The sequence below is a fragment of the Cohnella suwonensis genome (assembly GCF_042655365.1).
GTDB lineage: Bacteria > Bacillota > Bacilli > Paenibacillales > Paenibacillaceae > Cohnella > Cohnella suwonensis.
The window spans coordinates 178298-191086 of record NZ_JBHSMH010000005.1 but is presented as its reverse complement, the minus strand read 5'-3'; the positions used below and the strand labels follow the sequence as shown (position 1 = coordinate 191086).

Annotated in this window: 10 protein-coding genes; 8 read left to right on the top strand and 2 right to left on the bottom strand. The window is 59.7% G+C overall.

Annotated features, from left to right (window positions below):
- The first annotated feature begins 76 nt into the window (after positions 1-76).
- Entirely contained in the window at positions 77-619 is a 543-nt protein-coding gene (locus ACFPPD_RS03010) for a DUF309 domain-containing protein (protein WP_209742983.1), read from the top strand.
- A 65-nt stretch (positions 620-684) separates the two neighbouring features.
- Here ACFPPD_RS03010 and ACFPPD_RS03005 read toward each other — a convergent pair whose 3' ends face one another.
- Complete coding sequence (locus tag ACFPPD_RS03005; protein ID WP_209742982.1) at positions 685-1266, bottom strand: beta-class carbonic anhydrase; 582 nt, start codon at positions 1264-1266, stop codon at positions 685-687.
- A 27-nt stretch (positions 1267-1293) separates the two neighbouring features.
- Positions 1294-1638 carry an iron-sulfur cluster biosynthesis family protein gene (locus tag ACFPPD_RS03000; protein ID WP_209742980.1) on the bottom strand — a complete coding sequence of 115 codons (345 nt, stop codon included), beginning with the start codon at positions 1636-1638 and terminating at the stop codon, positions 1294-1296.
- A 229-nt stretch (positions 1639-1867) separates the two neighbouring features.
- On the opposite strand from ACFPPD_RS03000, the gene ACFPPD_RS02995 reads away from it, so the two are divergent.
- The 7 genes from ACFPPD_RS02995 (at position 1868) to ACFPPD_RS02965 (ending at position 12771) form a co-directional block, all read left to right on the top strand.
- The gene (locus tag ACFPPD_RS02995) at positions 1868-3397 is read left to right on the top strand and encodes a carboxypeptidase M32 (RefSeq protein ID WP_378081214.1); all 1530 of its coding nucleotides are present in this window, start codon (positions 1868-1870) and stop codon (positions 3395-3397) included.
- 15 nt (positions 3398-3412) lie between these two features.
- The gene (locus tag ACFPPD_RS02990) at positions 3413-4384 is read left to right on the top strand and encodes an aromatic acid exporter family protein (RefSeq protein ID WP_209742978.1); all 972 of its coding nucleotides are present in this window, start codon (positions 3413-3415) and stop codon (positions 4382-4384) included.
- Positions 4385-4523: 139 nt separating this feature from the next.
- Complete coding sequence (locus ACFPPD_RS02985) at positions 4524-5087, top strand: outer spore coat protein CotE (RefSeq protein ID WP_209742976.1); 564 nt, start codon at positions 4524-4526, stop codon at positions 5085-5087.
- A gap of 200 nt (positions 5088-5287) precedes the next feature.
- Positions 5288-6832, top strand: a complete 1545-nt coding sequence (locus tag ACFPPD_RS02980) for a putative amidoligase domain-containing protein (protein ID WP_209742974.1) — start codon at positions 5288-5290, stop codon at positions 6830-6832.
- A 118-nt stretch (positions 6833-6950) separates the two neighbouring features.
- The gene (fni, locus tag ACFPPD_RS02975) at positions 6951-8012 is read left to right on the top strand and encodes a type 2 isopentenyl-diphosphate Delta-isomerase (protein ID WP_209742972.1); all 1062 of its coding nucleotides are present in this window, start codon (positions 6951-6953) and stop codon (positions 8010-8012) included.
- A gap of 608 nt (positions 8013-8620) precedes the next feature.
- Positions 8621-11341: a DNA mismatch repair protein MutS gene (gene mutS / locus ACFPPD_RS02970; RefSeq protein ID WP_209742969.1), complete on the top strand. Its 2721-nt coding sequence runs from the start codon at positions 8621-8623 to the stop codon at positions 11339-11341.
- Complete coding sequence (locus ACFPPD_RS02965) at positions 11338-12771, top strand: S41 family peptidase (RefSeq protein ID WP_209742967.1); 1434 nt, start codon at positions 11338-11340, stop codon at positions 12769-12771. Before mutS ends, ACFPPD_RS02965 begins: the two co-directional genes overlap by 4 nt.
- The last annotated feature ends 18 nt before the right edge of the window (positions 12772-12789 follow it).

The following is a 12789-nucleotide window of genomic DNA, read 5'->3' as shown; positions in this document are numbered from 1 at the left end:
CGGAGTTTCATTTTCGAAGGAGGATGCCGGTTAGCAAATTTTACGGTATGCTAAAGACAGCGAAGAGGTTGGGGGAGTGGAAACGTTGCCGGTCTCGCAATATCCGCAGGCGTACGTCGATTATCTCGCGGAATACTACGGCTCGCGCGATTATTTCGAATGCCATGAAATCATGGAAGAATATTGGAAGGAACATCCGGATTCGCCTCAGCTTAGTAGCTGGCTCGTGTTCATTCGGATCGCGGTGTGCTTGTATCACGCGCGCCGAGGCAATTGGAAAGGCGCCGCGAAGCTGATGGGCAAAGCGGCCCAAGAAGCCGACGCGGAGCAGTTCGGCAAGCTGGGCATGGACGGCGCGAAGTTGAAGGAAGCGCTGCGAAGCGCGGCGCAAGCGTGGTCCGAGCCGAACGCCGAGTATGCCGACATCGAGCTTCCGATCGTAGATGCGGCGTTACGGCAAGCGGCGATCGACCGTTGCGGGGAGCTCGGCTATTCGTGGGGAATCCGCGGCGAGGAAGCCGGCGAGGACGTCATCCACCGTCATCTGACGCGCGACCGGACGGAAGTCGTTCGCGCGCGAGCGGAATCGGCCGAGCGCAAGGCGAACGGCCGCGGTTGACCGCAACAATACAAAAAGAGGCGTCTCGGGACTGTCTCGGAACGCCTCTTTTTGTTGCGATCGGATTAATCCTTCAAGGCCGCCAGATAACGATTACCTTCCGTGACCATTTCGAGCTCGCCGGTTTCGGGATGGATAATGAGGCCGTGAACGGGCGTGCCCGGCGGGAGAAGCGGATGGTTGCGGACGATGTCGACGCTGTTCTCGACGCTTTCCCTGACGCTGTCGAAGCCGGTCAACCAACGGTTGAGGCTGATGCCGGAATGGCGCAACGTATGGATGACGTCGTCGGCGATGCCGCGCGCCTTCATGTGGGATACGACTTCGTTCGGATCGATGCCCGTCATGCCGCATTCGTGGTGCCCGACGATAAGCACTTCGTGCGCGTTGAGCTCGTAGAGTGCGACCAGGATACTCCGCATGATGTTGCCGAACGGGGCGGTAATGATCGCTCCCGCGTTTTTGATGATTTTGGCGTCGCCGTTTTTCAAGTTCATCGCTTTCGGAAGCAGTTCGGTCAGGCGCGCGTCCATGCACGTGACTATGACCATGCGTTTCTCGGGAAACCTCGACGTCATGTATTTCTCGTACTTTTTATTGTTAACGAATTCGCGATTATGATTCAGTATTTCCTCGATGTTGGGCATAGGATTCCTTCTTAACCTCCTTGCGCGTTATGCGTCGACGGTCGCCGCTCTGCGGTCTTCCAGCCGAAGCCGGTTGCTGTAGATTTGCGAGTCGCTGATCAAGGCGAAAGCCCGCGTGTCGGATCTGTAAGTCAATCTTAACCGTTCTTCGAAAAACACTTCGTGACGTTGCTCGTACCAGACGTCGAACGCGTTGCTCTCCGCCTTGAGCTCGCCTTGCGCCGGCGCCCGGATCCCCCATAACGCGGGAACGCCGTTCATCGCGCAACCGCAGCCTTCCGTGTCGGATACGAGCTTCCAGACAGTCGCGTCCTCGCCGTATTTTGCCCGGATTTCTCCGATCGCTTCGTCGCTCCATTCGATGCGAATCATCGCTCCGCATGCCTCCCCGATTCGTGTTGCGTACCGATCGGAAAATAAACCAATCAAGTTGATTATAAATTTTACTGAAGTTATGATCAAGATAACAATATCCAGCAAAGCAAAAACGCCTTCGGCGTCCTCTGGGCGCTGAAGAAGCTTTGCGGAGACGATTCAGAAATGGATAAGCGTGAAACTTATACATTCTGAATCGTCCAGTAAAAGGAAAGGTCGTGTCCTCTTGAGCCAACAACAACAATCGTCCGCCACGCCACTGGAGCGATTCCGGGAGCTGACGGGGAAAATCAAGCAATTCGAAGAAATTCTGGGCCTCGTTTATTGGGATATGAGAACGGGGGCGCCGCGCAAAGGCATCGAGCTTCGCTCTCAAGCGGTGGGCGCGCTCTCCTCGGAGACGTTCAAGCTGTCGACTTCCGAAGAGATGGGAGAACTGCTCGCGCACTTAAGCGCGCCGGACAACGCGTCCGCTCTCGGCGAGATCGACCGCAAGCTCGTCGAGGAGACGGCGAAGGATTACGACCGCAACCGCCGCATTCCGCCGGATATGTACCGCGAGTATGTCGTTCTCACTTCCCAGTCGGAAGCCGCTTGGGAAGAAGCGAAGGAAAAGAACGATTTCGAAGGTTTCGTGCCTTATTTGGAGAAAATCATCGATTATAACCGGAAGTTCATCGACCTGTGGGGCGTGAAAAATACGCCGTACGACACGTTGCTCGATATGTACGAGCCCGGACTGACGACGGAGGAGCTGGACCGGTTGTTCGGGGAGCTTCGCGAGCGCCTCGTGCCGCTCGCCGAACGGATCGCGAAGTCGCCGAACAAGCCCGACACGTCTTTCTTGAACGGGACGTTCGACAAGGAAGCGCAGAAGGCGTTCAGCAAGCTGATCCTGAAGCAAATGGGCTACGATTTCGAAGCGGGGCGCCTGGACGAGAGCGTTCATCCGTTCGCGACGGGCCTAAGCACGGGCGACGTCCGCATTACGACCCGTTACTTGCCCGAAGATCTGACGAGCGCGCTGTTCGGCACGATCCACGAAGGCGGTCACTCGCTGTACGAGCAGAATATAAGCCCCGAGCTCGACGGCACGCCGCTCAGCACCGGCACGTCGATGGGCATCCACGAATCGCAGTCCCGCCTCTGGGAGAACATGATCGGCCGCAGCCTCGGCTTCTGGCAACGGTACTTGCCGGACCTTGCGGCGCTGTTCCCGGGACAGCTCGACGGCGTTACGCCTGAAGCTTTCTACCGCGGCATCAACGTCGTGGAGCCTTCGCTCATCCGGATCGAAGCGGACGAATTGACGTATAACCTTCATATTATGATCCGTTACGAGATCGAGAAAATGCTGTTCAACGAAAATCTGAACGCGCGAGACTTGCCGGAAGTATGGAACCGGAAATACGCGGAAGCGCTCGGCGTTACTCCTCCGGACAACGCGCACGGCGTGCTTCAGGACGTTCACTGGTCCGGAGGCGCGTTCGGGTACTTCCCTTCGTATTCTCTCGGCAACATGTACGGCGCGCAAATGATGGACGTCGCCCGAAGCAAGCTGCCCGAACTCGACGCGCAAATCGCGAACGGGGAGCTGTTGCCGCTGAAGGAATGGCTGACGGAGCAAGTATACCGCCACGGCAAGCTGCTGAAGCCGTCGGAGCTGATCGAACGAATCAGCGGACGGCCGTTGCAATCGTCTTGCTTGTGCGATTACTTGGAGGACAAATACAAGGAGATTTACCGACTGGAATAGGAGCCGTAGCCGTTCATGGGGATCCGAGTCATCAAAACCGCGGTCGCGGCGCTCGTCGCGATCTACGCCGCCTATTTGCTCGGCGTCGACAATCCGCTATCCGCAGGCATTCTGGCGATCATGGGCGTCGATACGACGCGCTGGCGCGGCATTCGCACCGTGCTGGCGCGCTTCGGCGCGTCCGTGTTCGGCCTTCTGTTCGCCTCGGCTTTATTCGCATTCATCGGCTTTCATATTTGGGTGCTGGCGCTCTATATTCTGTTCGCGTATCCGATATTGGCGCGGACAGGCTTGAAGGACGGCATCATCACGGGCTCGGTCATCGTGTTCCATCTGTTCGCGGCGGGAGAGGTGACGGGAAACACGCTGCTGACGGAGCTCGAGCTGCTTTTTCTCGGCCTAGGCTCGGCGACGCTGTTCAACTTGGCGTACATGCCGAAGGAGAACAAGACGCTCGTGGCGCTTCGGGCCAGGACGGAAGAGAGCTTCTCGGACATCTTCCGTAGGCTCTCCGAGCACTTGCGCGATCCGGGAACGGTGTGGGGAGGCGAGGAAATGCTGGAGGCGGAGATGGCGATCGAAGAAGGCATCGAGGTCGCCCAGCGGGCGAGGGAGAACCGTCTCATTCCGCAGGACGAGCCTTGGCAGCTTTATTTTCAAATGAGGCGCCAGCAATTGGAATCGATCCAGCTCATGATGGAATCGATCGCGTTCGTCTCGAGCCGCGTCCCCCAAGCCGAGCTGATCGCGGTGCTGTTCGACCGGCTGACGGAAGACGTCAAGTCGGATTATTACGAAGGCGAGACGGAGCGGATGCTCGGACAACTCGAAGTCGGCTTCAAGGGAATGCCTCTTCCGGCGACGAGGGACGAGTTCGAAATTCGTTCTTCTCTCTTTCATTTATCGAGAGAGCTTCGCAGATATTTGGGCATCGCGAGCCGTTGGAAAAAACGGAAGTCAACTTCTGCCCATGCGATCATACAATGAAACGTAAAGTCTATCCCGGCAACCGTTCTTGACGGTGACCGGCAACGGTTGCGGGCTGAGCGAATACATTTTTGTCACTCTAGACGAATGTCCTGCATAGACTTTAAGTGACTTGATCGTATGGAGGAGGTCTACCGAAATGGCTATTGCGGATAAACGGCTGCAGCGCAGGGAAATCATCACGAAGGCGGTTTGCGGCAAAGGCCGTAAGTTCTCGACGATTACCCACACCGTAACGCCGCCGCACCACCCGACCAGCATTCTGGGCGCGTGGATCATCAATCATCAGTATGAAGCGGTGAAATCGGGGGACGGAATCGAAGTAATCGGGTCTTACGATATTAACATCTGGTATTCGTACAACAAAAACTCGCAAACCGACGTCGCCAAAGAGACGATCTCCTACGTGGAGCTCGTAAACTTGTCGTATGTAGATCCGAAACATCGCGCGACCACGGAAGAGGTATCTGCGGATGCGACGCAGGAGCCCAATTGCGTGGAAGCGACGATCGGATCGGGCGGGTCTTCCGTACACATCCGCGTCGAACGGGAATTCGCCGTCGAGATGGTTGCGGAAACGAAAGTATGCGTTATCGTCGATCCTAACGGCAGCGACGACGACGGCAAGTCGGCCGACTTCAGCCTCGGCGACGATGGGGATTTCGAAGATCTCGATTCCGATTTACTGGAAGACGATTTGTGATCGGTTCGGTCATCGACCGGTACTTAAGTCTATGCAGAAGCGGAACGATTGTCGAGGGCGGGTGCCCTGCCGGAACAACGGGATAAGCCTGAATGCAGCAGCGGCGAACATAGGGAAGGGCTATTCGGCTTCGGCGTACACTCGCCGCACGCGGGACGGTCCTTCCCGTGTTTGCGTTCGGGAAACGGAGGATAGCCGGCATGTCGGGTAAAGTGTGGGCGTACGTTCGGTCGCCCGTCGGAGCCGGAGCGGGAGCGAACGCGGCGGGCGGTAAAGTGGTTGCGGGATTAAGGGCATCGCATGTTGCCGGAGCGGGTTCAAAGGCGGGAGCGCTTGACGGCGGGTCGCCGTGGGCTCTCGCGGGCTTGCCGATGCTGGACGAACCGTCCGGTCCCGGAGCGGCGGGGCCGAACGATTGCGTCGTTCCGGTCGGGAGCGCGCCGACTTTATTGTTATCGGATAAGTCGGCTATGACGTCTTTGACGATATCCCCTTGGCTCATGAACGCGAAGGCGAAGGAAACGGCCGCCCTTCCTGACGGGGAACTGCAAAGGCGGCTACGCAGGGAAGGCGTGCCGGCGATCATCGGCGAGAAACGCCCCGGCGATGTCGGGATTACCCGGCTAAGCGTATCCGTATGGGGGTTCGACGCCGTCGAGATCGCGAGACTCGGATGGCATTCCCCTTCGATTAACGACGTTAAATATAAGAGGGGGCAAGTCGATCCCATCTGTTTGCATCGCGAGCATGCTCTTTGGAAGCCGGCGGAGAAGCTTGCGGCCAGGGCGTTGTACGCGCTAGGTCTTGATTTCGGACAAGTCGAAGCCCGCGTCACCGACCAAGGCAAACTGTACGTCGCCGCCGTGCGGCCGGTTATGCCGAGGTTGTCTCCGGGAGGACAATTTCGGTTGAAGGAGCTGGTGAACGAATTCGCTTCGGCGTGGGCGGCGGAAGCCTTTCGCCGGCCGGTAGCTAAGCTCGGCGCCGATCCCGAATTCGTTCTTCTCTCCGAAGACGGAAGGGTCGTGCCGGCGTCGAGGTATTTCAAGCCGGAAGCGGATGCCGGCTGCGACTCGGTACGCGTACGCGGGGAGAAACGCTGGCCGCTCGTCGAGCTTCGACCGAGGCCGACGACGGAGCCGTCGCGTCTGGCTTCGGACGTGCGAAGATTGCTCGTCGCGGCGGCGGAGAAGACTGCGGGCGCAGCGTTGACGTGGCGGGCGGGCGCGATGCCCGTCCCGGGGTTGCCGCTCGGCGGCCACGTCCACTTAAGCGGCGTCGCGCTGACGGGCGAGCGATTGCGCGCCCTAGACAACGCCGTCGCGTTGCCGCTGCGGTTGCTAGAGCCGCCGTCGGCCGCCAAGCGCCGTCCGCGCTACGGCGCGCTTGGCGACGTGCGCCGCCAACCCCACGGCGGCTTCGAATTCCGCACGCCGCCGAGCTGGCTCGTCTCGCCGAGGCTGGCGCTCGGCGCGTTCGCCTTGGCGAAGATCGCGGCGGAGCATTCGCGGGAGCTCGCGGCCTGGCGTCCGCTCGACGAGGAGCGGTACAGGGAGGCGTTCTATTCGGACGACCGGGCAGTATTGCTCGAGGCGTCGGATAGGATATACGGACTCATACGGCAGACTGCCGGTTACGACCGTTACAGGGAACCGGTCGACTATTTGTTCGCTTCCATCGCGGGCGACCGTCGATGGGACGAATCGGCGGATTTTCGTCGTAAGTGGCGAATTCCGATCATGTAATAGATAGTCCTTCCGCGTAGTGGCGCGGGAGGACTTTTCGCGTTCGCGGATGAACGTCGACGGCGGTTGGCAACCTAGCCGAAGTGCTAGGGGACAACTTGAACCGGAGGAAAGACGGATGAGCGAAGAAGGGCGACCCGCACGAAGGGCGTTGGACATCGGAGAGAGGAAAAATCAGCATATCGACATTTGCTTGAACGAGGACGTCGAGGGTAGAGGGGAAGGGACCGGCTTCGATCGTTATCGCTTCGTTCATTCGGCGTTGCCGGAGCTCGATTTCCGAGCGATCGACATCGGGGCGGCGTTTCTCGGCAAGCGGACGAAGACGCCCTTCATGATCAGCTCGATGACGGGAGGCACCGACGAGGCCGGACGCATTAACGTCCGTTTGGCGGAGATGGCCGAACGGAAAGGCTGGTCCATGGGATTAGGCTCGCTGCGAGCGGCGATCGAGCAGCCCGAGCGGGCGGCTTCTTTCCGGGTGCGCCGCTTTGCGCCCGGCATTCCGCTCCTCGCGAACTTGGGAGCGGCACAATTGAACGCCGGCTTCGGCGCGGACGAATGTCGCCAAGCGATGGCGCTCGCGGAAGCCGACGGTCTCGTGCTTCATCTGAATGGGATGCAGGAGCTATTCCAAGACGAAGGGGACGTCGATTTCTCGGGGCTTCTGCGGCGGATTGAGCGGCTGTGCCGGGACGCGGAGTTCCCGGTCGGCGTCAAGGAAGTCGGCTTCGGCATCGACGGGGCGACAGCCCGCAGGCTGACGGACGCGGGCGTCTCATTCGTCGACGTCGCGGGGGCGGGCGGCACGTCCTGGATCGAGGTCGAGAAATACCGTTCGGCCGATCCCGTGAGACGGGAAGCGGCGCATGCGTTCCTCGACTGGGGCATTCCGACCGCGGAATGCGTCGTCGGCGTTCGGGCGGCCGTTCCCGGGACGACGATCGTCGCAAGCGGCGGCATGCATAACGGCGTCGACGCGGCCAAAGCGATCGCGCTCGGAGCGAACGTCGTCTCTTACGGGCGGACGTTGCTGGCGCCGGCTCTCGGCACGGACGAGGAGCTGGAGCGAACGTTCGACCGCATCGCGTTCGAACTGCGGGCGGCGATGTTCGGCATCGGCGCGGGCGATCTGGACCGTCTTCGGCGGACGGACAGGCTTGCGAAGGTGCGGTGGTGACGCGGCGGTGGCAGGTGGGACGCTTTTTAGTCAGGTGAAACCTGACTGCAGGAACGAAAACGACCGACGGTATGGCTGTAGTCAGGTAAAACCTGACTGCAGGAACAAAAACCGGCGGGGGGGATGGCTGTAGTCAGGTAAAACCTGACTGCAGGGACTAAAACGGGCGGCGGGATAGCTGTAGTCAGGTGAAACCTGACTGCAGATACTAAAGCAGCTGACGGAATGGCTGTAGTCAGGTGAAACCTGACTGCAGATACTAAAGCAGCTGACGGGATTGCTGTAGTCAGGTGAAACCTGACTGCAGGTACTAAAACAGCTGACGGAATGGCTGTAGTCAGGTGAAACCTGACTGCAGGTACTAAAACAACTGACGGGACATCTGTAGTCAGGTGAAACCTGACTGCAAGAACGAACCCCGTCAGTCGGCTGCAGATTCGATTAGAAATCAACGTAATCGGGCAAACGCTCGCACGGAATCTCGACCATTCGTTCGAACGGATAGGCACGGAGCAGTGTTTTTCCCCTCGGGTGTCCGTGCGTCACGCAGATTTGCTATAATGAATTATTGATCATTCCACATCTTTCGCGTGACCAGGAGGAAGACCATGGCCGGCTATACCCCCATGATGGAACAATATTTGTCCGTTAAGGCGACGGCGCCCGACGCTCTACTGTTTTTTCGTTTAGGCGATTTCTATGAAATGTTTTTCGAAGACGCGATTACCGCATCCCGGGAGCTCGAAATTACGCTGACCGGGCGAGGCGCGGGCGGGGACGAACGCGTGCCGATGTGCGGCGTGCCCCACCACGCGGCGGAAGGTTACATCGCTAGATTGATCGATAAAGGGTATAAAGTAGCCGTCTGCGAGCAGATGGAAGACCCGGCCGCGACGAAAGGCATGGTCCGGCGCGAAATCGTCCGCATCGTGACTCCCGGAACGGTCATGGATGCGAAAATGCTCGGAGAAGCGTCGAACAACTTCATCCTCGGGGCGACGCTGCTTGGAGGCAGATTCGGCGTCGCGGCTTGTGACTTGACGACCGGAGAACTATACGTGACGTCGTTCTCGGCTTCCGAGGAAGCGATCGGCAACGTGCTGAACGTGTACAAGCCCGCCGAAGCGATCGGCGACGAAGCGGCGATCGCGGCCATACATAACGAAGCGTGCAAGACGGGAAGAACGATCGTGACGACGGTGCGGGCGGAAGCCGACCCGACGCGGCTTGCCGCGCAGTTCCCGGAAGAGCGCTGGTCCGAGCACGACGCGTCGCGCCAAGCGGCCGTCGCGAGACTTCTCGCTTACCTGGAAGAGACGCAGAAGAGGTCGCTCGCCCACGTGCGCGCCGTCAAGGCGTACGACTCCGAATCGTATATGTCCCTCGACGCGTTCACGAGACGCAACCTGGAATTAACGGAGACGGTTCGCGACCGTTCCCGCAAAGGCTCTTTGCTTTCCTTGCTGGACCGTACGCGGACCGCGATGGGCGCCCGCTTGCTCAAGAGATGGATCGACCAGCCGCTGCTCGACCGCGCGGAAGCCGATCGCAGGCTCGACGCGGTAGAAGCGCTGCATAGCGACTGGATCAAGCGGAGCGAGCTTCGCGACGAATTAGGCGAAGTATACGACTTGGAGCGACTGGCCGGTAGAATCGCGTATGGCACGGCCAACGCGCGAGACATGCTGAGCTTGCGTAATTCGCTAAGGCGCATTCCTTCCGTGCAAGCGATCTGCGATAGTTTCGGAGAGACGCCGCTCGCCGCGCTTGCGGAGCGGATGGATGCCTGCGAGGATATCGCGGACGCCATCGAACGGGCGATCGCCGACGAACCGCCCGTCTCGCTCCGCGAAGGCGGCATCATCCGCCCGGGCTTCGACGCGAAGCTGGACGAGCTCCGGGAAGCGAGCCAGAACGGCAAGCAGTGGATCGCCGAGCTCGAGCGCCAGGAGCGCGAAGCGACGGGCATCAAGTCGCTGAAGATCGGCTTCAACAAAGTTTTCGGCTATTATTTGGAAGTGACGCGCTCCAACTTGACGAGCTTGCCCGAGGGCCGCTACGAGAGGAAGCAGACGCTGGCGAACGCCGAGCGTTTCGTCACGCCGGAGCTGAAGGAGAAGGAAGCGCTCATTCTCGAAGCGGAAGACCGCATGTTCGACCTCGAATACGAACGGTTCGTCGAGCTCCGCGACGGAATCGCCGCCCAGATGGACAGGCTGCAGCGGCTCGCCGCAGGCGTATCCGAGCTGGACGTGCTGCAATCGTTCGCGGAAGCGAGCGCGGATCGCCGTTATACGCGTCCGCGCTGGACCGAGGGCGACGGTTACGACTTGATCGTCGAGGAAGGCCGCCATCCGGTCGTGGAGTCCGTCAACGAGAACGGCGTGTTCATCGCGAACGAAACTTCGCTGACGGCTATCGACGGTTCCATCTTGCTGATCACGGGGCCGAACATGGCGGGCAAAAGCACGTACATGAGACAAGTCGCCGTCATCTGCCTGATGGCTCAAATCGGTTGTTTCGTGCCTGCCAAGCGGGCGGTGTTGCCTTTCGTGGATCGCATCTTCACTCGGATCGGCGCGGCGGACGATCTCGTCGGCGGCCAGAGCACGTTCATGGTCGAGATGAAGGACATCCAAGTGATGACCGAGCAGGCGACGAAGAGCAGCTTGATCATTATCGACGAGCTGGGCAGGGGCACTTCGACGGACGAGGGGATGGCCATCGCGCAAGCGGTCATCGAATACGTCCACGACCATATCGGCTGCAAAGCTCTCGTCTCTACCCATTTCCACGAGCTGGCTCATCTGGAGCAATCGTTAACGGGGTTAAAGAACGGTTGCATGGCCGTTAAAGAAAGCGCGGACGGCGTCACCTTCCTGCGCAAGCTCGTGCCGGGAGCGGCCGATTCGAGCTACGGCATCTATTGCGCGCAGCTCGCCGGGTTGCCGGGCACGATCGTATCAAGGGCATACTCGCTGCTGAGCGAGCCCGCGCATGTCGGCGGCAAGCCCGCATTGGCCGGTGACATGGTCAAGGAAACGGCGGCGGCATTGGGTCTTGCGACGGCACCTACGACCGTGACGGCTGTTGCTCCGGAGCAGGACGAATCGGAGAAGGTTACGGTGACCCCGACGGCCGCGGGCATCGTACAGCTCTCGCTCTTCGGAGAAGCGCCGGCGCCGGCGAAACCGGCGAGATTGCCGTCTTCAGACAAGGTGCTGGACAAATTACGCAAGCTGGACGTCATGAGAATGACGCCGATGCAGGCGCTGGAATGGTTAAACGACGCCCGTAACTTACTGAACGAAAGCGGGGAACACGCATGAACCGGTTACGGAAACTACGAAACCTTCGAATCGCGATAACGCTATCGCTGTCTTTCGCGCTCTTGACGGTCGGCACGCCCGCCTTCGCGGCGAGCGCCCAGCAAGTGCAGGAAGTCAGGGAGCTTCTCGAACAATACCACATCAGCAAACCGGACGACGGGCTGCTCGCCGCCGACGAGATCGACAAGATGGTCGAAGCGTTGCACGATCCTTATACGCAATATTTCGACGACGACGATTGGAACGCGTTCGCGTCCTCGCTCGATCAGAAGTTCGTCGGCGTCGGCATCGTCATGAGCCAAGGGAAAGACGCTGTACTCGTGGAAAGCGTCGTTCCGGGCAGCCCGGCGGAAGCAGCCGGCGTGTTGCCAGGCGACGTCATCGCGGGAGCGGATGGCCAATCGTTGAAAGGCAAAACGGTCGAGCAGGTCCAGAAGCAGCTTCGGGGCGAAGCGGGTACGACCGTGCAGCTGCAATTCACGCGAGGCGGCAAGGCGATTACTTTCTCGATCGAACGCAAGGAAGTCCACCTGCCCGTCGTGACGGCGAAGCTGTTGTCTCCGGGCATCGGTTACTTGGCGCTCTCCGGATTCACGTCGGACTCGGGCAGCGAGGTGAAGCGGCAACTCGAGCAGCTCGAGACTCAAGGGTTGACTTCGCTCGTGCTCGACTTGCGCAATAACGGCGGGGGGTACGTGGACGCCGCCCAAGCGATCGCGTCGCTGTTCATCGATAAAGGCGTGCTCGCGCACATGATGGACCGGGACGGCACCGACCGTCCGATCGAGTTGCTCGGAACGAAGAAACCGTATACCGTCGTCGTGCTCGTGAACGGGAATTCCGCGAGCGCTTCGGAGCTACTGTCGGGAGCGCTGCAGGATTACGGGGTCGCGAAGCTCGTCGGAACGAAAACGTACGGCAAAGGCGTCGTCCAGTCTCTCATTCCGGTGAAGAGCGGCGGCGTGCTGAAGGTGACGGTACAGGAGTATCTCACGCCGACGGGGCGCAAGGTGGACAAAACCGGACTCATTCCCGACGTCTACGCAAAAGGCATGGCCGAACAGCTCGTCGACGCTTACCGTCTGGCGGGAGGCATGGGCATCGAACTCACTCTCGAACGCGGTATCGCGACGATGAACGGGTTGACGATGGCCGAGCCGAACGCGGCGATATGGAACAAGAAGACCTGGTACGTCGACACGAGGCTCGCGGCCGCGCTCGTCGGCGCGAACGTCTCTTACGATTCGCAAGCGCATGCCGTCAAGCTGACGAAAGGCGCGTCGCAATTGTCTCTCAAGACGAACGACGTCCGCATGATCGTGAAAGACGGCAGATCGAACGTCGACGTCGGCTTGATCGCCAAGACGTTCGCCGGGTTCGCTTACTCGGTATCGGGAGAGACGCTGAAGCTCTCCGCGAATTTACAATAATCAATCAACGACGCTAAG

Bases quoted from the DNA above. Each gene is read 5' to 3' on its own strand.
- fni (WP_209742972.1), top strand. From the start codon at position 6,951: ATGAGCGAAGAAGGGCGACCCGCACGAAGGGCGTTGGACATCGGAGAG.
- ACFPPD_RS02965 (WP_209742967.1), top strand. From the start codon at position 11,338: ATGAACCGGTTACGGAAACTACGAAACCTTCGAATCGCGATAACGCTA.
- ACFPPD_RS02980 (WP_209742974.1), top strand. From the start codon at position 5,288: ATGTCGGGTAAAGTGTGGGCGTACGTTCGGTCGCCCGTCGGAGCCGGA.
- ACFPPD_RS02990 (WP_209742978.1), top strand. From the start codon at position 3,413: ATGGGGATCCGAGTCATCAAAACCGCGGTCGCGGCGCTCGTCGCGATC.
- mutS (WP_209742969.1), top strand. From the start codon at position 8,621: ATGGCCGGCTATACCCCCATGATGGAACAATATTTGTCCGTTAAGGCG.
- ACFPPD_RS02985 (WP_209742976.1), top strand. From the start codon at position 4,524: ATGGCTATTGCGGATAAACGGCTGCAGCGCAGGGAAATCATCACGAAG.
- ACFPPD_RS03005 (WP_209742982.1), bottom strand. From the start codon at position 1,266: ATGCCCAACATCGAGGAAATACTGAATCATAATCGCGAATTCGTTAAC.
- ACFPPD_RS03000 (WP_209742980.1), bottom strand. From the start codon at position 1,638: ATGATTCGCATCGAATGGAGCGACGAAGCGATCGGAGAAATCCGGGCA.